General features: G+C 65.7%; 19 protein-coding genes. 18 read left to right on the top strand and 1 reads right to left on the bottom strand.

Translation table 11 applies throughout. The features are described 5' to 3' along the window. Window positions 1–52: 52 nt before the first annotated feature. Window positions 53–1,459 carry a PLP-dependent aminotransferase family protein gene (locus tag I6F17_RS18255; RefSeq protein ID WP_225124085.1) on the bottom strand — a complete coding sequence of 469 codons (1,407 nt, stop codon included), beginning with the start codon at window positions 1,457–1,459 and terminating at the stop codon, window positions 53–55. 113 nt (window positions 1,460–1,572) lie between these two features. Between I6F17_RS18255 and I6F17_RS18250 the strand changes: the two genes are divergently transcribed. From I6F17_RS18250 to fabZ, 18 genes are all read left to right on the top strand, one after another. Beyond that, window positions 1,573–2,034, top strand: a complete 462-nt coding sequence (locus I6F17_RS18250; RefSeq protein ID WP_036025271.1) for a carboxymuconolactone decarboxylase family protein — start codon at window positions 1,573–1,575, stop codon at window positions 2,032–2,034. 41 nt (window positions 2,035–2,075) lie between these two features. Then, window positions 2,076–2,714: an HD domain-containing protein gene (locus I6F17_RS18245; protein ID WP_036025269.1), complete on the top strand. Its 639-nt coding sequence runs from the start codon at window positions 2,076–2,078 to the stop codon at window positions 2,712–2,714. A 557-nt stretch (window positions 2,715–3,271) separates the two neighbouring features. Beyond that, on the top strand, window positions 3,272–3,994 hold the full coding sequence (locus I6F17_RS18240; protein WP_225124086.1) for an outer membrane beta-barrel protein: 723 nt from the start codon (window positions 3,272–3,274) through the stop codon (window positions 3,992–3,994). 445 nt (window positions 3,995–4,439) lie between these two features. Next, window positions 4,440–7,943: a DNA polymerase III subunit alpha gene (gene dnaE / locus I6F17_RS18235; RefSeq protein WP_225124087.1), complete on the top strand. Its 3,504-nt coding sequence runs from the start codon at window positions 4,440–4,442 to the stop codon at window positions 7,941–7,943. Window positions 7,944–8,073: 130 nt separating this feature from the next. Continuing rightward, window positions 8,074–8,817, top strand: a complete 744-nt coding sequence (locus I6F17_RS18230) for a carbonic anhydrase (protein WP_225124088.1) — start codon at window positions 8,074–8,076, stop codon at window positions 8,815–8,817. Window positions 8,818–8,962: 145 nt separating this feature from the next. Then, window positions 8,963–9,490, top strand: coding sequence for a DUF2846 domain-containing protein (locus I6F17_RS18225; protein WP_225124089.1), 528 nt, complete (start codon window positions 8,963–8,965; stop codon window positions 9,488–9,490). 226 nt (window positions 9,491–9,716) lie between these two features. Further along, window positions 9,717–12,518, top strand: coding sequence for a caspase family protein (locus I6F17_RS18220; RefSeq protein ID WP_225124090.1), 2,802 nt, complete (start codon window positions 9,717–9,719; stop codon window positions 12,516–12,518). Between the two features lie 211 nt (window positions 12,519–12,729). Next, on the top strand, window positions 12,730–13,725 hold the full coding sequence (locus tag I6F17_RS18215) for a 30S ribosomal protein S2 (RefSeq protein ID WP_036010040.1): 996 nt from the start codon (window positions 12,730–12,732) through the stop codon (window positions 13,723–13,725). A gap of 133 nt (window positions 13,726–13,858) precedes the next feature. Beyond that, window positions 13,859–14,782 carry a translation elongation factor Ts gene (gene tsf, locus I6F17_RS18210; protein ID WP_036038916.1) on the top strand — a complete coding sequence of 308 codons (924 nt, stop codon included), beginning with the start codon at window positions 13,859–13,861 and terminating at the stop codon, window positions 14,780–14,782. Between the two features lie 59 nt (window positions 14,783–14,841). Next, a complete protein-coding gene (gene pyrH / locus I6F17_RS18205) occupies window positions 14,842–15,558 on the top strand; it encodes a UMP kinase (RefSeq protein ID WP_036038914.1) in 717 nt (238 codons plus the stop codon). 65 nt (window positions 15,559–15,623) lie between these two features. Then, the gene (gene frr, locus I6F17_RS18200; protein WP_025036556.1) at window positions 15,624–16,187 is read left to right on the top strand and encodes a ribosome recycling factor; all 564 of its coding nucleotides are present in this window, start codon (window positions 15,624–15,626) and stop codon (window positions 16,185–16,187) included. A 12-nt stretch (window positions 16,188–16,199) separates the two neighbouring features. Next, window positions 16,200–16,958 carry an isoprenyl transferase gene (locus I6F17_RS18195; RefSeq protein ID WP_036038912.1) on the top strand — a complete coding sequence of 253 codons (759 nt, stop codon included), beginning with the start codon at window positions 16,200–16,202 and terminating at the stop codon, window positions 16,956–16,958. Continuing rightward, window positions 16,955–17,797 (top strand): phosphatidate cytidylyltransferase, encoded by an 843-nt coding sequence (locus I6F17_RS18190; protein ID WP_036038910.1) that lies wholly within the window; start codon window positions 16,955–16,957, stop codon window positions 17,795–17,797. The genes I6F17_RS18195 and I6F17_RS18190 overlap by 4 nt, the downstream gene beginning before the upstream one ends. Window positions 17,798–17,801: 4 nt before the next feature. After that, entirely contained in the window at window positions 17,802–19,025 is a 1,224-nt protein-coding gene (dxr, locus tag I6F17_RS18185) for a 1-deoxy-D-xylulose-5-phosphate reductoisomerase (protein ID WP_225124091.1), read from the top strand. A 44-nt stretch (window positions 19,026–19,069) separates the two neighbouring features. Next, window positions 19,070–20,221: an RIP metalloprotease RseP gene (rseP, locus tag I6F17_RS18180; RefSeq protein ID WP_036010021.1), complete on the top strand. Its 1,152-nt coding sequence runs from the start codon at window positions 19,070–19,072 to the stop codon at window positions 20,219–20,221. A 176-nt stretch (window positions 20,222–20,397) separates the two neighbouring features. Then, window positions 20,398–22,923, top strand: a complete 2,526-nt coding sequence (bamA, locus tag I6F17_RS18175; RefSeq protein ID WP_225124092.1) for an outer membrane protein assembly factor BamA — start codon at window positions 20,398–20,400, stop codon at window positions 22,921–22,923. A gap of 125 nt (window positions 22,924–23,048) precedes the next feature. After that, window positions 23,049–24,116 (top strand): UDP-3-O-(3-hydroxymyristoyl)glucosamine N-acyltransferase, encoded by a 1,068-nt coding sequence (gene lpxD, locus I6F17_RS18170; RefSeq protein WP_036010017.1) that lies wholly within the window; start codon window positions 23,049–23,051, stop codon window positions 24,114–24,116. Then, the gene (gene fabZ / locus I6F17_RS18165; RefSeq protein ID WP_024341283.1) at window positions 24,113–24,574 is read left to right on the top strand and encodes a 3-hydroxyacyl-ACP dehydratase FabZ; all 462 of its coding nucleotides are present in this window, start codon (window positions 24,113–24,115) and stop codon (window positions 24,572–24,574) included. The genes lpxD and fabZ overlap by 4 nt, the downstream gene beginning before the upstream one ends. Window positions 24,575–24,580: the final 6 nt, after the last annotated feature.

The raw sequence follows: 24,580 nt of genomic DNA, 5'->3' as shown, positions 1-24,580 counted from the left end.
CCACCGCAGCAACGCACCCATGCGCGGCGTGCTGTCGTCCGTCAGGTCAAGATCAGGTCAGACGATCGATGATTTGCAACAGTCGATCGCAGGACGCCTCAATTCGTTTGAGCGGAGACGTTGCCACGCCGAGCAAAAGTCCCGGGCGCACTGGTCCGTTCGACGCATACCAGAGCGACAGCGGCGTAGGCGCAAGTTCCATCCGTGCTGCTTCCCTGTCGATGGCCAGGTCGGGTGCTCCGTCCGCCAATTGCAGCACCGCCGCCAACCCGGCAAGCGCAATGTTCGCGGTGCGCGCGCGAAGGTACTTCAGCAATGCATCGCCTTGTGCAGCGTAAACCCGCTTCGTGCGCCGAAGATGCCGCAGATAATGGCCCTCGCGCATGAAGTCGGCCATCGCGCGCTGCACCGCCGGCCCAGGCGCGGGCGCAAGGCACGCAGCAGCTTCGGCAAATTGCGACGCCAGGGCGGCCGGTGCGACGACAAAGCCCAGCCGCAGGGCAGGCGTCACAGTCTTGCTGAAAGAGCCGATGTGAATGACGCGGCCGGCGCGGTCGAGCGATGCGAGCGCCGGCGTCGCCCGGCCCTTGAGCTGAAGCTCGCTGAGATAGTCATCCTCGATCACCCATGCCTTGCTTTGCGCTGCCCAGTCGAGCAGGCGTGAGCGCCGCACAAGCGACAATGTGGAGCCGAGCGGCGCCTGCTGGCCCGGTGTCACCACCACCAGTGCCGCATCAGGAGCATGTTTCATGCCGTAATCGACATCGATGCCGTCCGCATCAACGGGGATCGGCGCAACCGACAATCGCGCGAGCGCGAGACCCTGCCGGGTAAAGGGAAAGCCAGGGTCCTCCATCCAGGCCTTCTTCTGCTCGAGTCCGAGGACGCGGAGCGCCAAGCCAAGGCCGCCGCTGAAACCGGCAGTGACGATGATCTGGGACGGCGCGCATTCGATCCCGCGCGCCAGCGCGAGGTAGGCCGCGATCTCGCGCCGCAACGCCAGCTCGCCGCGTGGATCGGGGTAGATCGCCGGTGCGCTCACCTCCGCCCGAACTGCCTGAGCGCGCATCCGCGCCAGCAACGTCGCGGGAAGGGTCTCCTGCGCAGGCACGCCCATCTGGAAGATCGCGGGTCCCGCCGTCAGCTCCTGGTACATTTCCATGAACGAGCCGGGCGACGGGGCCCTGTCCCGCCTTACTGGGAACGAAGGCCGGTCGGCGACATGGGTTCCAGTCGCACGGCTTGCGACGATCAGTTGGGCGGATGAGAGCTTTTCGTACGCCACCCGTACGGTGCCGCGGGCGACGCCGAGTTGGGCGGCGAGATCCTGCCAAGAGGGCAGGCGTGCGCCCGGGGCGAGAACGCCGCTTTCGATCGCGGTCCTGATCCCCTTGTGGATCTGCTCGGCCAGCGGCGTCTTTGCAGATCGATCGAGCTCCAGATGCAGCGGCCTCGTCATGCCTGCGTGGTACACGAGTTTTGTACGTTCTTGGTGCTTTTTTGTGGACCAGTGCAGGGGCACCTAAGGGGGCAAGAGGGAGATTCATCCCCCGATCATCAAGGAGCAGGCAGATGAGCGAACGGCTCAACTACAATCACGTCGCACCGGCAGGTATGAAGGCGCTGGGCGGTGTCTACGGCTACGTCATGCAGAGCGGACTTCCCGCGACGCTTGTCACCCTGGTCTATCTTCGCGTGTCGCAGATCAACAATTGCGCCTACTGCCTCGACATGCATACACGCGACCTGCTGAAGAGCGGCGTGAAGATCGAAAAGATCGCGCTGGTCCAGGCCTGGGCCGAGGCGGGCCATCTTTTCGACGAGCGCGAGCGTGCGGCTCTCGCGTGGGCCGAGACGATCACCCGCGTCGCCGAGACCAACGTCCCGGATGAGGCCTATCAAGCCGTTCGCAAAGTCTTCAGCGAGCGCGAGCTGGTCGATCTCACGATCGCGATCAGCCTGATGAATGCGTACAATCGCATGTCGATCAGCTTTCGAAATACGCCGCAGGCCGCGCTCGAGGAGGCCGCCTGACCCGAAGGGAATCAGCCGAAACAGAAAGCAGGAACCTGAAAATGACGAGAGTGATCTCCGGCGTCAAAATTCCCGACAGCCAACTGGCTCGCGAGGCCGCCGAGCTGGTGCGCAGTTACGAAGACGAGATGTTGTTCAACCATTCCGTTCGCGTGTACGTGTTCGGCGCGATGACGGGATTGCGCCAGAAGCTGAAGTTTGATTCCGAGCTTCTCTATGTCGCGGCCCTGTTTCACGACCTCGGCCTCGTCGATCACTACCATACCGCGACCAAGCGGTTTGAAGTCGACGGTGCCGATGCAGCGCGCGAGTTTCTGCGGGCACGCGGCATCGCTGATTCCCAGGCCGATCTGGTGTGGGAGGCCATCGCCCTGCACACCACACCCGGCATTCCGCAATATATGAGACCGGAAATCGCGCTCACCAACGCAGGCGTTCTGGTGGATGTGGTGGGCATCGGGTATGATCATTACACACCGGAGCAGCGCGAGCAGGTGATCTCGGCGTTCCCGCGCGGTGACTTCAAGAACGAGTTCGTGAAGGTACAGACCTGCTCGGCGCTGAAGAAACCGCAGACGACGTTCGGGACGGTTAACTTCGACTACATCGCAGATCACGATCCGAGCTTCCAAAGGCCGAACGCGTGCACGCGGATCCGCAATGCGCCCTGGCAAAGCTGAGCAGACGCAGCGCGCTCATCGCAGGGCTATGGCATTTGAGAGCTGTTCAGCCGTTCCTGCGACCATCCTTCGAGATGCCCGCTTCAGGCGGGCTTTTCAGGTGAAAGACGGTGTGTGAGGCTGCAGCTTCCAAAAGGCACTGTCGCTGATTGGCCTCATCACGCAGACGACTCTGATCGCGTATGGGGTGTCGCTTTGTCCGGCGAAGTACGCGCGGAGGCGAGCTAGCGATTGACGCGCCCACGAATGTGATGAAAGCGAGCGAAAAGATGGCGACAATTTGGACGAGGAACTTGTTCGCATTCGCCTCTTCCATCACGCGAATGTGCGCGCGACGATGTTGCGCGCGCATGCAGCTTGTCTCGCCTCGTCAACATTGAAACTGCTGCAAAACCCCTTGTTTGATAGGGTGTCCGCGATGCTCGATTAGCATTCGTTAATGAGCAAAGTCCTTTCGATCAGACTGTGGCGCCGCGGCTACAGCAATTCCGTCGATCGCTGTTATGACGACCCACGGCCGGGGGGCCCACTACTGAAGAAACTGGAACGGGAATCAAATGAAGAAGAATTTGTTGCTTGCAGCTGTCAGCCTGGTCGCGCTTGGTGCGACTGCGCCGGCACTTGCGGCTGATCTCGCGGCACGGCCCTACACCAAAGCACCGCCCGCGGCGATCGCTGCGGTGTATGACTGGAGCGGCTTCTACATCGGTATCAACGGCGGCGGCGGTTCGGCTGACACGTCGTGGGATCTGGTCGGCTTCGGTCCGGAAGGCTCCCACAACTCGACCGGCGGCACCGTCGGTGGCCAGATCGGTTACCGCTTTCAGTCCGGCCAGTTCGTGTTCGGTCTCGAGGGCCAGGGCAACTGGGCCGACTTCTCGGGTGACAACATCAGCGCAATCACCGGTTTGCGGAACCGGACGCGCGTCGATGCGTTCGGTCTGATCACAGGCCAGGTTGGCTATGCCTGGAACAACGTCCTGCTCTACGCGAAGGGCGGTGCGGCGGTCGTCAGCAACAAGTACGACGTCTACAGCGTCGTGACGGGTGCGAATCTCGACCGGGCCGACGAGACCCGCTGGGGTGCCACGGTTGGCGCGGGCCTGGAGTTTGGTTTTGCTCCGAACTGGACGGTCGGCGTCGAGTACAACCACATCTTCCTCGGCGACCACAACGTCACCTTCGCCAGTGGCGCTGTCGAACGCATCGGGCAGGACATCGACATGGGTCTCGTCCGCCTGAACTACAAGTTCGGCGGCCCGATGATCGGCCGTTACTGAGACTGACCGCTCCACGTGAGCGGCTGACGAAAGCCCCGGCCTCGGCCGGGGCTTTTTTCTGTTTGTCTTCAGCGAGTTAACCATCTCCTTTCGGCGGCTTCCGGATCGCTTGACTCCATAGAACGAAATGAGAACAATGTTCTTCATACGTTCCAACAAGGGAGCAGGCCATGTTCAGGGTTTTCGTGGAAGAAGCCGCCGCACTGGCGTCCATCACGCTGTTCGTCGGGATGATCGCGATTTGGGCCCAGGTCATTCCGCAGCTGTAGGCCGGCCTTCTCCGACCTCTTGGGGAAAAGCAGGACGACGCGCCCAAGCGGCCGCTCCGGCGTGGACTCTCAAGCTGTGAGACCCCACCATTGAGAGGCGAGTCGGCCGCGAGTGCATGATGCCTTGAGGCGCCGGCGACCGCTCCATCTCATCTGCAAGAGGCCGTCACGCGACCATGCCGAGCGCCGGATTTGTCCACCTTCACGTTCACTCGGCCTATTCGCTGCTCAAGGGCTCGATCAAGATCGCCAAGCTCGCCGAGCTTGCCAAGAAGGACCACCAGCCGGCGCTGGCGCTGACCGACACCGACAATCTGTTCGGCGCGCTGGAGTTCTCCGACAAGATGGCGGGCTCCGGCATCCAGCCGATCGTCGGCTGCGAGCTCGCCATCGATTTCGGCGATCAGGATCCCAACGCGCGCAACGCGATGGGACCCTCGCGCGTGGTGTTGCTCGCCGCGCAGGAGCGCGGTTATCGCAGCCTGATGCGGCTGAACTCGCGCGCGTTCCTGGAATCGCCGGACAGCCATGCTCCGTTCATCAAGCTCGACTGGCTCGAGGGCGAGACCGAGGGCCTGATTGCGCTGACGGGCGGGCCGGACGGGCCGATCTCGCTGGCGCTCGCCGGCGGCATGGCCGAGCTCGCCGGGGCGCGGTGCGAGCGTCTGGCCGCTCTTTTCGGCGACCGTCTCTACATCGAATTGCAGCGCCACAACGCCGAGAAGGAGCGGCGCGTCGAAGGCGGCCTGATCGACATCGCCTACGCCAAGGGACTGCCGCTGGTTGCGACCAACGAGCCGTATTTCGCGACCACCGACGATTACGAAGCACATGATGCGCTGCTCTGCATCGCCGGCGGCCGGCTGATCGCCGAGACCGACCGTGTGCAGCTGACGCCGGATCATCGCTTCAAGACGCGCGCCGAGATGGCGGTGCTGTTCGCCGACATTCCGGAGGCGCTGGCCTCGACGGTGGAGATCGCCGAGCGCTGCTCGTTCCGGCCGATGACGCGCAAGCCGATCCTGCCGTTCTTCACCGTCGGCGCCGCGGCGAGCTCGGATGCCGCCGCCGTCGAGGCGGCCGAGCTGAAGCGCCAAGCGGAGGAGGGGCTCGCCAACCGTCTGCGCGTGCACGGCCTCTCTCAGGGCACGACGGAAGAAGACTATAACAAGCGCCTGGCGTTCGAGCTCGACGTCATCATGCGCATGAAGTACGCGGGCTACTTCCTGATCGTGTCCGACTTCATCAAATGGGCCAAGGCTCACGGCATTCCGGTCGGGCCGGGCCGCGGCTCCGGCGCAGGCTCGCTGGTGGCGTGGGCGCTGACCATCACCGACCTCGACCCGATCAAGTTCGGCCTGCTGTTCGAGCGCTTCCTCAATCCGGAACGCGTCTCGATGCCGGACTTCGACATCGACTTCTGCCAGGACCGCCGCGGCGAGGTGATCAGTTACGTGCAGCAGCGCTACGGCCGCGACCAGGTCGCGCAGATCATCACCTTCGGTACGCTGCAGGCGCGCGGCGTGCTGCGCGACGTCGGCCGCGTGCTGCAGATGCCCTACGGCCAGGTCGACAAGCTGACCAAGCTGGTGCCGCAGAATCCGGCGGCGCCGGTGACGCTGGCCGCCGCGATCGAGAGCGAGCCGAAGCTGCAGGCGTTCCGCGACGAGGATCCCGTGGTGGCGCGCGCCTTCGACATCGCCCAGCGTCTCGAAGGCCTGACCCGCCACGCCTCGACCCACGCGGCCGGCATCGTGATCGGCGATCGCCCCTTGAGCGAGCTCGTGCCGCTGTACCGCGATCCCAAATCCGACATGCCGGTGACCCAGTTCAACATGAAATGGGTCGAGCCGGCGGGTCTCGTGAAGTTTGACTTCCTCGGCCTGAAGACGCTCACCGTGCTCGACGTCGCCTGCAAGCTGCTCAAGCCGCGCGGCATCGATGTCGATCTCGCCACGCTGCCGATCGACGATGCCGAGAGCTATCAGATGCTGGCGCGCGGCGACGTGGTCGGTGTGTTCCAGGTTGAAAGCCAGGGCATGCGGCGGGCGCTGATCGACATGCGCCCCGACCGTTTCGAGGACATCATCGCGCTGGTCGCGCTCTATCGGCCGGGCCCGATGGCGAACATCCCGACCTATTGCGCGCGCAAGCACGGCGACGAGGAGCCGGAATATCTGCACCCCGTGCTGGAGCCGATCCTGAAGGAGACCTTCGGCGTCATCATCTACCAGGAGCAGGTGATGCAAATCGCGCAGGTGATGTCGGGCTATTCGCTCGGCGACGCCGACCTGTTGCGCCGCGCCATGGGCAAGAAGATCCGCGCCGAGATGGACAAGCAGCGCGACATCTTCGTCGCGGGCGCCGTGAAGAACGGCGTGCCGAAGGGGCAGGCCGAGACCATCTTCGAGCTGCTGGCGAAATTCGCCGACTACGGCTTCAACAAGAGCCACGCGGCGGCCTATGCGCTGGTGTCCTACCACACCGCCTACATGAAGGCGCATTATCCGGTGGAGTTCATCGCCGCGTCCATGACGCTCGATCTGAACAACACCGACAAGCTCTCCGAATTCCGCTCCGAGGCGCAGCGGCTCGGCATCAAGGTCGAGCCGCCGAACATCAACCGGTCGGGCGCGACCTTCGAGGTCGGCGAGAACACGATCTACTACGCGCTCGCCGCGCTCAAGGGCGTCGGCATCCAGGCGATCGAGCAGATCATCGCGGAGCGCACCCGGGGCGGCCTGTTCACCTCGCTCGCGGATTTCGCCGCGCGCGTTAGCCCGCGCGCGATCAACAAGCGCATCATCGAAAGTCTCGCCGCCGCCGGCGCCTTCGACACGCTGGAGCCGAACCGGGCGCGCGTCTTTGCCGGTGCGGATGCGATCCTCGCCGCCTGCCAGCGCGCGCATGAAGCTGCGACCATCGGCCAGAACGACATGTTCGGCATGTCGGCGGATGCGCCGACCATCATGCTGCCGCAGGTCGAGCCATGGCTGCCGGCCGAGCGGCTGCGCCGCGAATACGACGCGATCGGCTTCTTCCTGTCGGGACATCCGCTCGACGATTACGCGACCGTGCTGAAGCGGCTGCGGGTGCAGAGCTGGGCCGAGTTCTCGCGCGCCGTGAAGACCGGCGCCACCGCCGGCAAGGTTGCCGCGACCGTGGTCTCGCGCATGGAGCGGCGTACCAAGACCGGCAACAAGATGGGCATCATGGGGCTGTCCGATCCCACCGGCCATTTCGAGGCGGTGCTGTTCTCGGAAGGCCTTGCGCAATATCGCGACGTGCTGGAGCCGGGCGCGGCCGTGCTGCTGCAACTCGGGGCCGAGCTTCAGGGCGAGGACGTCCGCGCCCGCGTGCTGCATGCCGAGCCGCTCGATGACGCCGCGGCGAAGACGCAGAAGGGGCTGCGCATCTTCCTGCGCGACACCAAGCCGCTGGACTCGATCGCCAAGCGTCTCGCCGGGCCCGAGATGGCGGCCGCCAACGGCGGCGCGCCGAAGGTCGGTAGTCCCGGCATCGCACCGCGCGGAAACGGCGACGGCGAGGTCTCGCTGGTGCTGATGCTCGACCTCGAGACCGAGGTGGAGATGAAGCTGCCCGGCCGCTTCAAGGTCTCGCCGCAGATCGCCGGCGCGATCAAGGCGGTGGCAGGCGTGGTGGACGTGCAGCAGCTCTGACATTGGTTGCACAGCTGCAAACCAAAGCTTAACTATTCGGCTCGCGCGTGGTTTCGAACTTGCGCGAGTGCAGCTATCAGTTGCTGCCTTGACAATCTCGTTCGGCGGGAAACAAGAAAGAAATACATCCATGTGCGACAAATGCTCTGAAGACCTGCATCAACCTGTTGGTGCGTCCAGGCGCTCGATGATGCTTTTTGCCGGTTCGGCACTTGCTGCGGCGATGTTTGGCGGATCCTCGCTGGCGAAGGAGGCGAAGGCGCCGCCGAAGCCGCAGAACGTGTTATCGCCCGATGCGGCGCTGAAGCGGCTGATGGAAGGCAATGCGCGCTATGTGTCAGGTGTGTCGCGCCGCCACGACTTCAAGCATGAGCGCGAGGCCCTGGTCGGCGGCCAGAATCCCTACGCAGCCGTGTTGAGCTGCGCCGATTCACGCATCGCGCCCGAATATGCCTTCGACAGCGGACGCGGCGACCTGTTCGTGTGCCGCGTCGCCGGAAATTTCGCGGGCGATGAGACCGTTGCGAGCATGGAATATACGGTCGCCGTGCTCGGCACGCCGCTGATCCTGGTGCTCGGCCACGACAATTGCGGCGCGGTCGATGCCACGATCAAGTCGCTGAAGGACGACAAGCCGCTGCCTGGGCACATCCCGACGCTCGTCGCCGCTATCGCGCCTTCGGTGAAGACGGCGGCCCAGCAGAGCGGAAATGCGCTCGACAACGCCATCCGCCAGAATGTCATGGACAACGTTGCCAAGCTGAAGACGGCCGCCCCGATCCTCAACGCTGCGGTCGAGCAGGGCAAGCTCAAGGTGGTCGGCGGGATCTATCGGCTGAGCACCGGGACCGTCGATTTGCTGGCACAGGGCTGAGAGCATCGGCGTGGGGTGGTCGCGCCTCTTCCAGGGAGAGGCCGGCCGGCGGATATCCCGTTGACGCTCCACACAGTGGTCGCCGGATGCTGTTGCAACTACGCGGTGTTTTCCACTAGGATGCTTCCGGGGAATTTCTGGGGGCGTGATCGTGGTGTTGCTGCGTGGGCTGGTACTATTCGTGGCCGCAATGTTGCTGTGCGGCTGTGAAACCACCAGGAGCGGGCTCGACTATTCGGCAATAGAGCGAAAGATCGGGCCACCGAAAGCAGGGCAGGCACGTGTGGTCGTCCTTCGCGAAAAGGGCTTCGGCGGGCTTGGCGATCCTGACTGGGCATTCAGCATCGATGGAATGCCGATCAAAGGTCTGAAGACGGGGACCTACGTCTATGTTGACCGGCCCGCAGGCCAACATCAATTCGTTGCGGAAGAGGCAGCGCTCGGCGTCACGCGCGTGGACTTCACAGCTCGATCGGGCCAGACCGTGTTCTTCGTGGCGCGCTACAGCGAGCGAAAAAACGCGATGATCGCAAATTCGAGTACGGGATTGCTCGGCTGGGGCCTCACGCTCGCGATCACCTCGGGTTACAAGAATCAGGGGCCCCTGGATTTCCTGCCGCTGGAGGAGCAGGCTGCGCGGACCACGGTTGCCGAGCTTCGGCTGGCCGAATAGGCGCGCGTGAGGTGTTTATTGGCTTCGGCCTCGCGGCGCGGCGTGAACCGGAGGCCAGAGCGGAAGACCGCCTCGTCGTGCATCTTACGCTGGCCTGACGCCGGCAGCGGCGGCGCCATGCCGCCGCCTCAATCCGCGCTTTTCGTTCAAGTGCCATTCAGCTGGCCGCGCGCCTGATATGCGGTATATGCGGTGGCCACCTCAACCACAAAAGCAGGCACAAGCCATGCGTGGGACGCTCAAAGTCTTCCTCTGCCTTCTCCTGCCGATGGCGGTCCTTGCCGCAGGCGCGCCGCATCAGGCGCGTGCCCAGCAGCAGGAAAAGCGCATCGCGCTCGTGGTCGGCAATGGCGCCTATGCCAAATCGCCGCTCGCGACCACCGCGAACGATGCCGGCCTGATCGCGCAGACGCTACAGGCGGCCGGCTTCGACGTGGTCGGCGCGCGCGATCTCGACGGCGACACGCTGCGCAAGAGCTTGCGCGATTTCATCCAGAAGGCCCAGGCGTCGGGCCCGGGCACCGTCGCGATGATCTATCTTGCCGGCTACGGCGTGCAGCTCGCCGGCGAGAACTATTTCATCCCGGTCGATTCCAACATCAGCCGCGACACCGACATACCGACCGAGGCCCTGCGCATCAGCGACTATGCGCGCCAGCTCGGCTCGATTCCACTCAAGTCCAATATCGTCGTGCTCGACGCAGCCCGTGCGCAGCCCTTCATCGAGGGCGGCCAGCCGATCGCGAGCGGTCTGGCGCTGGTCGAGCCCGAGGCGAACATGCTGATCGCCTTCAATGCCGCGCCCGGCACGGTGGCGCCGGAGGAGCCGGGGCCCTACGGCATCTATGCGCAGTCGCTCGCCGAGATGATCCGCACCGGCGGCCTGCCGCTGCCCGAGGTGTTCGACCGCGTCCGCCTGCGCGTCAACGAGGCCTCCAAGGGCGCGCAGGTGCCCTGGAACGAGCAGAAGATCTCGGCGCCATTCTCGTTCTTCGAGCGCGCGCCCGATGCGCCGCCGCAGCAGGCTGCGCCCGACCAGGTCGCCGCGATCCGCGGCAAGCCGATCCGCGATCTCGGCGTGCAGGACGCCTATGCCGCCGCGCTCGAGCGCGACACGCTGGCGGCCTATGAGGAGTTTCTCGCGGCCTATCCGAACGATCCCCTCGCCAAGCGCGTGATGGCGATCGTTGCCGCACGCCGCGAAGCCATCACCTGGCGGCGGACCTACCGGACCGACACGCCGGAGGCGTATTGGTCGTATCTGCGCCGCTATCCGCGCGGGCCGCATGCGGCGGACGCGCGGCGCCGCCTTGCGATCCTCACCGCGCCGCCCGAGCCGCCGCCGACCTTCGCGATGATCGAGTACGACGTGCCGCCACCGCCGCCGGAGGAGGTGGTCTATGTCGACCGCCCCGTGCTTTACTTCAGCGATCCCGATTTCGGCTTCGCGCCGCCACCGCCGCCGCCGGTCTATTATCTGCCGCCGCCGCCGCCGGATTTCGTCGTGCTGCCGCCGCCGCTGCCCGTGGTCGGCCTGTTCGTGCTGCCGCAGCCGGTGTTCGTGCCGATCCCGGTGTTCGTGAGGCCGCCGGTCTATGTCGCGCCGCCGCCGAACAACATCATCTACCAGAACATCCACAACACCACGGTCATCAACACCGTCATCAACCGACCGCCGGCGCCGCTGCCGGCCGCGGGGCCGGCGCTCGGATCTGGGATCGGACCTGGCAATCTGGCGCCGGCGGTTGCCGGCCGCGCCACGCCGGCAGGTCCCGCCGTGCCGCAGGCGGTCGTTCAGCGCGCCGCCCTGATCCAGCAGGGCAAGGCGCCGATGCCGCCGAGCGCGACGATCCAGCCGACGGCAAGGCCGGGTATCGCGACACCAGCTCCGGCCAATGTCGCCCCTGGCACGACAGCGCCGCCGCCCGCCGGCGCCAAGCTGCCGCAGGCCAATACTGTGCCGCCGCCGGGAGCTCCCGGCAGCCCGCCAGCCGGAGCGGCGCCCGGAGCTGGGACGCCGGGAGGCACACCCAGTCCGACCGCAAACGCTCCCGCCGGCAGCGCCGCTACAACCCCGCAAGCGCTGGCCCCGACCAAGCCGCCGCCGGCCAATACGCTGCCGGTGCCGGGATCTCCGGGCAGCCCGCCGGCCGGAGCGCCGCCCGCGACGGGGACGCCCGGCGGCACGCCCAGTCCGAGCGCGAACGCTCCCGCCGGCAACGCCGCAGCAACCCCGCAAGCGCTGGCCCCGACCAAGCTGCCGCCGGCCAATACGCTGCCCGTGCCCGGCACCCCCGGCGGGCCGCCGCCGGCCAGGGCAGGGGCTGTGCCCGGGACCGTCCCATCCCCTGGCAAGCCCGCCGCGACCGCCACGGCGCCGAGCGGCAACGTTCCGCCGGCGCAGCCGAACGCGGCAACGACGCCCAATCACCCGCCGGCTTCCGGAACCGCGGCGAGCCCGTCCGCGGCCCTGCCCAGGCCGCCGGGGACAACGACCCCGCCTGTGCCTGACCTGCGCGGCAGGCCGGGCGGGCCCCAGCCGGGCGCTTTGCCGCCGCCGAGCGCGGCCACCGGCAAGCCCGCGGCCCCGACTGCGGTCAAACCCGCGACACCTCCGCCGCCGCCTGTAGCGGCGCGGACACCGTCCGGAGTTCAGGATCATCGGCCCGCGCCAGCGCCACCGCAGGCCGCCAGGCCAGCCGCTCCGCCGCCTCCTCAGGCTCTGGCAAGGCCGACGCCGCCGCCTCCGCCGCGCGTTGCGCCACCTCCGCCGCCGCGAGCGGCGCCTCCGCCCGTGGCCGTGGCGCGGCCGGCGCCACCGCCACCTGTTGCCCGGCCGGCGCCGCCTCCGCCAGCGATGGCGCGGCCGGCACCACCGCCGCCGCCGGTTGCGCGGCCAGCGCCGCCGCCGCCACCACCTCCGGTCGCCCGACCGGCGCCGCCGCCGATGGCCGCGGCGCCGCATGCGCCTCCGCGGCCGGCCGGCCCGCCACCGAAGAGCTGCCCCCCGGGCCAGCCCAGGTGTTAGAAGGTGCAAGGGGCAGGGGATGCCGGGATGCGATAGCAGCCTAGAGGCGTCCCCAAAGGCCGTTATTTCCTTGCTTCTGGCCGAAATGGCGCTATATAGCGCGCCATCTCACACGGAAACATGGCTCACAAGGCCGTCCGGTGGCAACCGGGGCGTGAACGCTCCGTTTTGCTCACACGTTTCCGGAGGAACCAACCGGAGAATTAGAACGATGGCACTGCCCGATTTCACTATGCGTCAGCTGCTCGAAGCTGGCGTGCACTTTGGTCACCAGTCTCACCGCTGGAATCCGAAAATGGCTCCGTTCATTTTCGGCACCCGCAACAACATCCACATCGTCGACCTCGCCCAGACCGTGCCGATGCTGCACCAGGCCCTCCAGGCCGTCAGCGACACGGTGGCCAAGGGCGGCCGCATCCTGTTCGTCGGCACCAAGCGCCAGGCGCAGGACGGCGTTGCCGACGCGGCCAAGCGCTGCGCGCAGTATTTCGTCAATTCGCGCTGGCTCGGCGGCACGCTGACCAACTGGAAGACGATCTCGGCCTCGATCAAGCGCCTGCGTCACCTCGACGACGTGCTCTCGGGCGGCGAAGCCAATTCCTACACGAAGAAGGAGCGCCTGACGCTGCAGCGCGAGCGCGACAAGCTCGACCGCTCGCTCGGCGGCATCAAGGACATGGGCGGTCTGCCCGACCTGATCTTCGTGATCGACACCAACAAGGAAGACATCGCGATCCAGGAAGCCCAGCGGCTCAACATCCCGGTCGCTGCGATCGTCGACACCAATTCGGACCCGAAGGGCATCACCTATGTGGTGCCGGGCAATGACGACGCCGGCCGCGCCATCTCGCTGTACTGCGATCTCGTCGCGCGTGCGGCGATCGACGGCATCTCGCGCGCGCAGGGCGATTCGGGCATCGACGTCGGCGCCTCGGCCCAGCCGGTCGCCGAAGAGCTGCCGGCGGCGTCCTCGAGCGGCTTCCAGGGCCTTGCGGGTCCCCGCGGCACTGCCGACGACCTCAAGAAGCTCCCGGGCGTGTCGGGCGCGATCGAGAAGAAGTTCAACGACCTCGGCATCTTCCACTATTGGCAGCTCGCCGAGCTCGACCACGACACCGCGCACACGATCGGCGAAGAAGTCGGTCTGCCGAGCCGTGCGGATGCCTGGGTGGCCAAGGCCAAGGCGCTGACCGCGGAAGCGGAATAGTCAAAAAGAGCGATGGGTTGGCCGGATAGGGTCCGGCCACCATTTCAGTTGACGCGAATTCCTGAGATGGACCGCGGCGGGGCGATTCGATGCCGCGCCGCGGCAAACCGGCAGGCACAAAGGATTTTCAACGATGGCAACGATCACAGCTGCGATGGTCAAGGACCTGCGCGAATCGACCGGCGCGGGCATGATGGACTGCAAGGCCGCGCTCACCGAAAACGACGGCAACATGGAAGCAGCGCAGGACTGGCTGCGCAAGAAGGGGCTGTCCAAGGCCGCCAAGAAGTCGGGCCGCGTCGCCGCCGAGGGCCTGATCGGCGCGCTCACCAAGGGCACCAAGGGCGTCGTGGTCGAGGTCAACTCCGAGACCGACTTCGTTGCGCGCAACGGCCAGTTCCAGGGCCTGGTCAAGATGATCGCCCAGGTCGCGTTCGACGTCGGAGCGGACGTCGAGAAGATCAAGGCCGCCAAGGTCGGCGACGTCACGATCGAAACCGCCATCAATGATGCGATCGCCACCATCGGCGAGAACATGACGCTCCGCCGCGCCGCCGCGCTCGAGGTGAGCCAGGGCGTGGTCTCGCACTACGTCCATGGTGCCGTCATCGACGGCGCCGGCAAGATGGGCGTGATCGTGGCGCTGGAATCGCCGGGCAAGGCCGATGAGCTCGCAGCGCTCGGCCGTCAGATCGCGATGCACGTTGCGGCCGCCAACCCGCTGGCGCTCGATCCGTCCGGCCTCGATCCGGCCGTGGTCAAGCGCGAGAAGGACGTACTGGCCGACAAGTACCGTCAGCAGGGCAAGCCCGAGAACGTGATCGAGAAGATCGTCGAGTCCGGCCTCAAGACCTACTACAAGGAAGTCTGCCTGCTCGAGCAGGCCTTCATCCACGACACCGGCAAGTCGGTGGCGCAGGCGGTGAAGGAGGCCGAGGGCAAGGTCGGCGGCGCTGTGAAAATCGCGGGCTTTGTGCGCTATGCTCTCGGCGAGGGAATCGAGAAGCAGGAAAGCGACTTCGCGGCCGAGGTCGCCGCGGCCAGCGGCAAGAAGTAAGCGCCGGAAGTTCCTTCCGGCGTGCCGCCGGAAGCGGCGCCCGGACAAGGAAAGTGCTCATGACTGATCCGGTCTATCGTCGCGTCGTGATCAAGCTGTCCGGCGAGTATCTCGCGGGACAGCAAGGCTTTGGCATCGATCAGCCGACCGTCGACCGGGTTGCGGCCGATCTGATCGCGGCCCGCCATCTCGGCACCGAGGTCGCGGTCGTGATCGGCGGCGGCAACATGGTCCGCGGCGTCGAGGTCTCATCCCGCGGGGTGTCGCGCACCACCGGCGACACCATGGGCATGCTCGCCACCATGATGAATTGCCTCGCGCTGGAAGCGGCGATCGAGCGCAAGGGAACGCCGGCGCGGACGCTGTCGGCCTTCGTCATGCCCGAGATTTCCGAGCTGTTTACCCGCACTGCGGCACACAAATACCTGGCCGAGGGACGGATCGTGCTGCTCGGCGGCGGGACCGGCAATCCGTTCTTCACCACCGACACGACCGCGGTACTGCGGGCCGCCGAGATCGGCGCGCAGGCGGTCCTGAAGGCGACGAATGTCGACGGGGTCTACTCGGCCGATCCGAAGCAGGATCCGACCGCGACGCGGTTCGACCGCCTGACGCATTCGCAGGCGATCGAGGGCGGTTACAAGGTGATGGATGCGACCGCCTTCGCGCTTGCCCGCGAGACATCGCTGCCTATCATCGTATTCTCGATCGCGGAGCCGGGCTCGATCGGCGCGATTCTGCGTGGCGTCGGCCACGGAACCATCGTCGCCGGCTGACGGCTCATCTGGCGCGCCGAACGGACGGTGCGGAGCGGTCGCCGGGATTTTGAAGGAGAAACGTGATGGCCACGGGTAATTTCGATCTCAACGAAGTGAAGCGTCGCATGCAGGGCGCCGTCGCCTCGCTCAAGCACGAGCTCGGCGGCCTGCGCACGGGACGCGCCTCCGCCTCGATGCTCGATCCGGTGCAGGTCGAGGCTTATGGCAGCCACATGCCGCTCAATCAGCTCGCCACCGTCAGCGTGCCGGAGCCGCGGCTGATCTCGGTGCAGGTCTGGGACAAGTCGATGGTCAAGGCCGTCGAGAAGGCGATCGTGGATTCCAATCTCGGCCTGTCGCCCGCGACCGAGGGCCAGGTGCTGCGCCTGCGCATTCCCGAGCTCAACGAGGAGCGCCGCAAGGAGCTGGTGAAGGTCGCGCACAAATATGCCGAAGCCGCCAAGGTCGCCGCGCGCCATGTCCGCCGCGACGGTCTCGACGTGCTCAAGAAGCTCGAGAAGAATCACGAGATGTCGGAGGACGACCAGAAGCGTCACGCCGACGAGGTGCAGAAGGCGACCGACGGCACCATCGCCGAGATCGACCAGTTGCTGGCCGCCAAGGAAAAAGAGATCCTCACCGTTTAAGGCATCGCCTTCATGTCCAACGCCGCCGCGCCCGCAACGGAAGGACCCGACAGGTCCGAGGCGCCTGCGCATGTCGCCATCATCATGGACGGCAACGGGCGTTGGGCGGCCGCGCGCGGTCTGCCGCGTGCGGAAGGGCATCGCCGCGGCGTCGACGCGCTGCGCCGCGTGGTGCGCGCCTCGCACGAGCTCGGCATCCGCTATCTCACCATCTTCTCGTTCTCGTCGGAGAACTGGTCGCGCCCGGCGAGCGAGATCGGAGACCTGTTCGGCCTGCTGCGGCGCTTCATCCGCAACGACCTGGCGAGCCTGCACCGCGACGGCGTCAAGGTCCGCATCATCGGCGAGCGCGAGGGGCTCGAGAGCGACATCTGCGCCTTGCTGAACGAGGCCGAGGAGCTGACGCGCGACAATACGCGCCTGACGCTCGTCGTTGCCTTCAACTACGGCTCGCGGCAGGAGATCGCGAAGGCGGCGCAGAAGCTGGCCCGCGAGGTCGCGGAGGGCAGGCGGGATCCTGCCACGATCGACGCCGAGACGCTTGGCGCGCATCTCGACGCGCCCGACATCCCGGACCCCGATCTCATCATCCGCACCAGCGGCGAGCAGCGCCTGTCCAACTTCTTGATGTGGCAGGCTGCCTATAGCGAGCTCGTGTTCGTGCCGATCCATTGGCCCGACTTCGACAAGGCGGCGCTGGAAAGCGCGGTCGCCGAATTTGCCAGGCGCGAGCGCCGTTTCGGCGGCCTGGTTGCGAAGACCGCCTCGTGAACGAACCCGATCCTGCATCGGCGGGCGCCAAGCCTGCCCCGAGCAATCTGGTGATGCGGGTCCTCGCAGCGCTAGTGCTGGCGCCGCTGGCCATCGCGATCGCCTATGCCGGTGGCTGGTTGTGGGCGCTTCTCGTCACCCTGGTCTCGATCGGGCTGTTCGCGGAATGGCTGATGGTGGTGGGCGCAGCATCGGCCACGCTGACCGGGGCAGGAACGGTCGTGATCGCCATGATGGGAGCCTCCGTCGCTTTCGGCGCGCTCAAGACCTCCGTCGTCACCGGCCTCATCGGCGGTGCCATCGTGACGCTGATCGCCCGGGGCAAGTTCTTGTGGGCGGCGAGCGGATTTGCCTATGCGGCGGCGGCGCTGCTGGCCTCGATCCTGGTGCGCAAGGATCTCGTCAACGGCTTCTCCGCGCTGATGTTCGTGCTGCTCGTGGTGTGGGCGACCGACATCGGCGGCTATTTCGCCGGACGCAGCATCGGCGGCCCGAAATTATGGCCGCGCGTGAGCCCGAAAAAGACCTGGGCCGGCGCGTTTGGCGGCTTTGCGGCGAGCCTTGCGGTCGCGGCCGGTTTCGCCGCCTGCGGGATCGGAAAGCTGGTTCCGCTGCTGCTCGTCGGCGCCGTCCTGTCGGTGGTGTCGCAGCTCGGCGATCTCTTCGAATCCGCCGTGAAGCGGCGCTTCGGTGTCAAGGATTCCAGTCACTTAATTCCCGGCCATGGCGGGCTTATGGACCGCCTGGACGGTTTTGTCGCCGCCATCCTGGCGGCCTGGTTTATCGGCTTTTTCCGCCATGGTGTGCATAGCGCCGGAAGCGGTCTTATGGTTTGGTGAGGATATGAGCGCCGTTCCCTTGCGTAACAACAGGCTTGCTGCGTCCGACATTCGCAGCGTCACGGTCCTCGGTGCCACCGGCTCGATCGGCGACAGCACGATGGATCTCTTGCGCGCCTCGCGCGAGCGCTACCGTGTCGAGGCGCTGACGGCGAACGGCAATGTCGCAGCGCTCGCCAAGCTCGCCAAGGAATTCAACGCACGCTATGTCGCGATCGCCGACACCTCCAAGCTCGCCGAGCTCAAGGCTGCGCTCGCGGGCACCAGCACCGAATGCGGCGCCGGCGAAAGCGCCGTGATCGAGGCCGGCGCGCGTCCGGCCGACTGGGTGATGGCGGCGGTCAGCGGCGCTGCCGGGCTGAAGCCGGCGCTCGCCGCGGTCGATCGCGGCGCGCATGTCGCGCTCGCCAACAAGGAGTGCCTGGTCTGCGCCGGCGACTTCTTCATGCAGCGCGCGGCAAAAGCCGGCGCCTGCATCCTGCCGGCCGATTCCGAGCACAACGCGCTGTTCCAGGCGCTGAGCTCAGGCAATCGCGACGAGCTCGTCCGCGTCATCATCACCGCCTCCGGCGGCCCGTTCCGGACCTGGAAGCCCTCAGACATCGAGCAGGCGACGCTCGAGCAGGCCCTGAAGCATCCGAACTGGAGCATGGGCCAGAAGATCACGATCGATTCGGCCTCCATGATGAACAAGGGGCTCGAGGTGATCGAGGCGTCCTATCTGTTCGCGCTCTCGCCGGACGAGATCGACGTGCTGGTTCATCCGCAGTCGATCATCCACGGCATGGTCGAGTTTTCCGACCGCTCTGTGGTGGCCCAGCTCGGCGCGCCCGACATGAGGACGCCGATCGCCCATTGCCTCGGCTGGCCCGATCGAATCAAGGGCCCCGCGGCCAAGCTCGACCTTGCCAAGATCGGCCAGCTGACCTTCGAAGCGCCGGACTTCGAGCGCTTCCCGGGACTGCGGCTGGCCTACGAATCGCTCCGGACCGGGAAGGGCGCGACCACCGTCTACAATGCCGCCAACGAGGTCGCCGTGGCCGCCTTCATCGGCGGCAAGATCCGGTTCGGTGCGATTGCCCGGCTAGTCGAGGCGACCCTCGAGGATTGGATCAAAGGCGGCAACCAGGCGCCTCTGACCTCCGCAGACGATGCAATCTCTGTTGACCATGTTGCGCGAAATAGGGCTGCCGCCCTATTGCCTCAAATTGCCTTAAAGGCATCCTAGTTGGTTCGGGACCAGGGCCTTGCGGCGCTGGGTGAGGGAATTCGATGATCGACTTTTTCGTCCATAGTTTCAATACGTTGAGCCATGGGCTCCTCGGCTACGCGGTTCCCTTCCTGTTCGTCCTGACCATTGTCGTGTTCTTCCACGAACTCGGCCATTTCCTGGTCGCGCGCTGGGCGGGCGTACGCGTGTTAACCTTTTCGCTCGGCTTCGGCCCCGAGCTGGTCGGCTTCAACGACCGCCATGGCACCCGCTGGAAGATCTCGGCGATCCCGCTCGGCGGCTACGTCAAGTTCTTTGGCGACGAGAGCGAGGCCTCGACCCCGTCGGCCCAGACGCTGGCGGCTATGTCGGCCGAGGAGCGCGCCGGCAGCTTCCACCACAAGAAGGTCGGTCCCCGGGCGGCGATCGTCGCGGCCGGACCAATCGCCAATTTCATCCTGGGCGCGCTGATCTTCGCCGGAATGGCGCTCTATTACGGCAAGCCGAGCACGATCGCCCGGGTCGACGGCGTCGTCGCCAACGGCGCGGCGGCTGCCGCGGGCTTCAAGGTGGGCGACGTCGTCATCCAGATCGACGGCAAGCCGATCGAGAGCTTTGCCGACATGCAGCGAATCGTTGCGATGAACGCCGGTTCGGCTCTTACCTTCCAGGTGAAGCGCGACGGCGCCGTCGTCTCGCTGACCGCGACCCCGGCGCTGCTGGAGCGCAAGGACCCGTTCGGCAACAGCCACCGTCTCGGCGTTCTCGGCATCGAGCACAAGTCGCAGGCCGGGGAGGCCTCGACCACCCCGGTCGGCGTCGGCGAAGCGCTCAAGATCGGCGTCGAGCAGGTCTGGTTCATCATCACCAGCACTTTCAAGTTCCTGGGCTCGCTGTTCGTCGGCCAGGGCAATCCGAACGAGGTCAGCGGCGTCCTGGGAATCGCGAAAATGTCGGGGCAGGCGGCCAGCGCCGGGTTCCAGTTCGTGATCAATCTCTGCGCGGTGCTGTCGGTGTCGATCGGCCTTTTGAACCTGTTCCCGATCCCGCTGCTCGATGGCGGCCACCTGATGTTCTATGCGGCCGAGGTGGTCCGGGGCCGGCCTTTGTCCGAGCGGACCCAGGAAATGGGGTTCCGAATCGGGCTTGGCCTGGTGCTGATGTTGATGGTGTTTGCGACCTACAACGACATCCTGCGAATGGCAGCTTCCTGATAGGGGCTTTTTTGTGGCGTTGCTGTTGAGCAACGTCTTGGAATGAAATTGAAATTACGGCGCTTTCGGCCGTTTGCGGCGTCGGCGAAATTGGCTACAAGCGGCCTGAACTTGGGGAATCTCCGGACCGGCGTTGGGGTTGGGTCTGGCAGGGAATGATAAGGGCGCGTTGCGCGATGAAGTTTGGACTGCGACTCCGGGGGGGCTTGCTCGCGACCCTGATCTTGTTCGGCGCGCCGGTGGTTGCCCCGGTTGGGGCTGTTTTCGTGTCTTCGTCTGCGCTCGCTCAGACCGTTCAGTCGATTTCCGTCGAAGGGAATCGCCGCGTCGAGGTGGAGACGATCCGCTCCTATTTCAAGCCTGGTCCCGGCGGCCGGCTGGATCAGGCCGCCATCGACGACGGCCTTAAGGCGTTGATCGAGACCGGCCTGTTCCAGGACGTCAGGATCAACCGCGGTTCCGGCGGCCAGCTCATCGTCTCCGTGGTGGAAAACCCGGTGATCGGCCGCATCGCCTTCGAGGGCAACAAGAAGATCAAGGACGAGCAGCTCACCGCTGAAGTCCAATCCAAGGCCCGCGGCACCTTCTCCCGCGCCATGGTGCAGTCGGACACGCTCCGTATCGCCGAAATCTATCGCCGCTCCGGCCGCTACGACGTGCGCGTCACGCCCGAGATCATCGAGCAGCCGAACAACCGCGTCGACCTGATCTTCACGGTCGAGGAGGGCGTCAAGACCGGCGTCCGGTCGATCGAGTTCGTCGGCAACAATGCCTTCTCGTCCTACCGCCTCCGCGACGTGATCAAGACGCGCGAGACGAACCTGCTGAGCTTCCTCGGCAGCGGTGACGTCTACGATCCCGACCGCGTCGAAGCCGATCGCGACCTGATCCGCCGATTCTACCTCAAGAACGGCTTCGCCGACGTGCAGGTCGTGGCGGCGCTCACCGAGTACGATCCGGAGAAGAAGGGCTTCAACGTCACCTTCAAGATCGAGGAAGGTCAGCAATACCGTGTCGGCGCGGTGGATTTCCGCACCAGCATTCCGAACTTCGATCCGAGCTCGATGCGCGCCTATTCGCGCCTCAATGTCGGCTCGCTCTACAACGTCGAATTGGTCGAGAAGTCGGTCGAGGAGATGCAGATCGAAGCCTCCCGCCGCGGCTATGCCTTCGCCGTGGTCCGGCCCGGCGGCGACCGCAACTTCGAAGCGCACACCGTGTCCGTCGTGTTCAACATCGACGAGGGCCCGCGCACCTATATCGAGCGTATCAACCTGCGCGGCAACACCCGCACGCGCGACTACGTGATCCGCCGCGAGTTCGACATCTCGGAAGGCGACGCCTACAACCGCGCGCTGGTCGACCGTGCCGAGCGGCGGCTGAAGAACCTCGACTATTTCAAGAGCGTGAAGATCACGACCGAGCCGGGCTCGTCGAGCGACCGCGTCATCCTGATCGTCGACATGGAAGAAAAATCGACCGGCGACTTCTCGGTCTCGGGCGGTTACTCCACAACCGACGGCGCGCTGGCCGAAGTCTCGATCTCCGAGCGCAACCTGCTCGGTCGCGGCCTGTTCGCCAAGGCTGCGGTGACCTATGGCCAGTATGCGCGCGGCTACTCGCTGTCGTTCGTCGAGCCGTACCTGCTCGACTACCGCGTCGCGCTCGGCCTCGACCTCTATCAGCGTGAGCAGAAGTCCAACAGCTACATCTCCTACGGCACCAAGACGCTCGGCTTCTCGCCGCGCCTCGGCTTCTCCTTGCGTGAAGATCTCTCGCTCCAGGTGCGCTACTCGATCTATCGGCAGGAAATCACCCTGCCGAGCTACCTGGCGAACTGTAACAACGTGGTTGGTTCGGCGGCCTTCAATCCCAGCCCGGCCTTCTCTGCTGCCACCGGTATACCTCTGGATCCGTCCACCAACGGCCTCGGCTGCTACAACGATGGCGAAGCCTCGCTGCCGGTGCGCAAGGAGCTCGCCAACGGCAAGACCCTGACCTCGGCGCTCGGCTACACGCTGACCTACAACACGCTGGACAACAACAAGAACCCGACCGACGGTCTGCTCGTCGACTTCCGGCAGGACTTCGCCGGCGTCGGCGGCGACGTCTCCTATCTGAAGTCGGTGGTCGATGCGAAGTACTACACTCCGCTCGTGTCCGACATCGTCGGCCTCGTCCGCTTGCAAGGCGGCATGCTGAACAAGATCGGCACCGATCTGCGCATGCTCGACCACTTCCAGATGGGCCCGAACCTCGTCCGCGGCTTCGCCCCGAACGGCATCGGTCCGCGCGACTTGAACCCGTTCGGCACGCAGGATGCGCTCGGCGGCACCCAGTATTGGGGTGCTTCGTTCGAATTGCAGATGCCGTTCTGGTTCCTGCCCAAGGAAGTGGGTCTGAAGGGCGCGGTCTATGCCGACGCCGGCGGCCTCTACGACTACAAGGGACCGACGAGCTGGACCACCACCAACGAGGTCAATGCGCCGGGATGTATCCCGTCGAGCATCAATCCCTCGAGCACGGGGACCTGCACCGGTCTCGTCTATGACGACAGCAAGGTCGTTCGCTCGTCGGTCGGTGTCGGCGTGATCTGGCAGTCGCCGTTCGGACCGCTGCGCTTCGACTACGCCGTGCCGCTCAGCAAGGGCAAGTACGACCGCACGCAGGAATTCCGGTTCGGCGGCGGCACCACGTTCTAATTCGATCAGCACGGCACGATCCGGATCACCGGAACCGGTTTCGGAAAGGGATCGTGCCGATCCAGGACATGAGGCATGATGCGGCCTGACCGCTTCATGCCGAAGCCGGACCGCGACGGGGTGGAATGGCGCAGCCGATCTTCTTCACAAAGCCGCCTGCCGCAGCGTTGGCCGACATTGCCACGCTGACAAAGGCGCAGCTGGTCGACCCCGCGAGGGGCGGCCACGTCATCACGGGCCTTGCTTCGCTCGACGAAGCTGGCCCGATGCATCTGGCGTTCTTCGACAACCTCAAATACGCCGATCAGCTCAGGGCGACCAAGGCGGGGGCCTGTCTGGTCAGTCCGCGCTTCGAGGCCGAGGTGCCCGAACATGTGGCCGTGCTGCGGGTGGCGCAGCCATTCCGCGCCTTTGTCCGGATCGCGCGGGAATGGCACGCCGACGCGCTGCGGCCGCAATCCTGGGTCGGCAACGACGGTATCGCGCCATCGGCCATCATCGATCCCACGGCCCGGCTCGAGGACGGCGTGGTCGTCGACCCCCTGGCCGTGATCGGCCCGGACGTCGAGATCGGCAGTGGCACTGTGATTGGCGTCGGGGCGGTGATCGGCCCCGGCGTCAAGATCGGCCGGGATTGCAATGTCGGCGCCCGGACCGCGATCCAGTGCGCCCTGATCGGCAACAACGTGCTGATCCATCCCGGCTGCTCGATCGGCCAGGACGGCTACGGCTTCATCTTCTTCGGCCCCGAGGGCCATCTGAAGGTGCCGCAGACCGGGCGCGTGCTGATCCAGAACGACGTCGAGGTCGGGGCCAACACCACGATCGACCGGGGGTCCCTGCGTGACACCGTGATCGGCGAGGGGACCAAAATCGACAATCAGGTCCAGATCGGCCACAATGTGACGATCGGCCGGCACTGCCTGCTCGCGGCCCAGATCGGCCTCGCCGGCAGCCTGACCATCGGCGACAACGTGGCGCTCGGAGCGAAGGTTGGCATCAACAATCACCTCAAGATCGGCGACGGGGCGCAGGTGACGGCGATGAGCGCGGTCAAGGACGACATCCCGCCGGGCGGCCGCTGGGGCGGGCACTTCGCCAAGCCGACCAAGCAATGGTTCAAGGAGATCATCGCGGTGGAGCGGCTGGTACGCGACAGCAAGGCCGATCCGAAGGACGAGGGACGGGAATGACGGCGGAATCACCTGTTAAGTTCGAGCTGGTGGACATCAACGCGATCCTCCAGACACTGCCGCACCGCTTTCCGATGCTGCTGATCGACCGCGTGATCAACATCCGCGCCGATTACAGCGGCATCGGCATCAAGAACGTCACCTTCAACGAGCCGGCGTTCCAGGGACATTTCCCCGAGCGTCCGGTCTATCCCGGTGTCATGATGATCGAGGCGATGGCGCAGACCGCGGGCGTGATCGGCATCAAGTCGGTCGAGGGCACCGAGAAGCCGCGGGCGGTCTATTTCCTCACCATCGACAAGTGCAAGTTTCGCAAGCCGGTGCTTCCGGGCGATACGATTGAGTATCACATGCGCTCGCTCGGCCGCCGCAAGGCCATGTGGTGGTTTCACGGCGATGCAAAGGTCAACGGTCAGGTCGTTGCCGAAGCCGACGTCGGCGCCATGCTGACCGATTGAGCGGCA

Origin of the sequence: Bradyrhizobium sp. NBAIM18 (assembly GCF_020193825.1) — a bacterium.
GTDB classification, from domain to species: Bacteria; Pseudomonadota; Alphaproteobacteria; order Rhizobiales; family Xanthobacteraceae; genus Bradyrhizobium; species Bradyrhizobium yuanmingense.
Note: the sequence above shows the minus strand (reverse complement) of the source record. Positions and strands in the feature narration are given on the sequence as shown.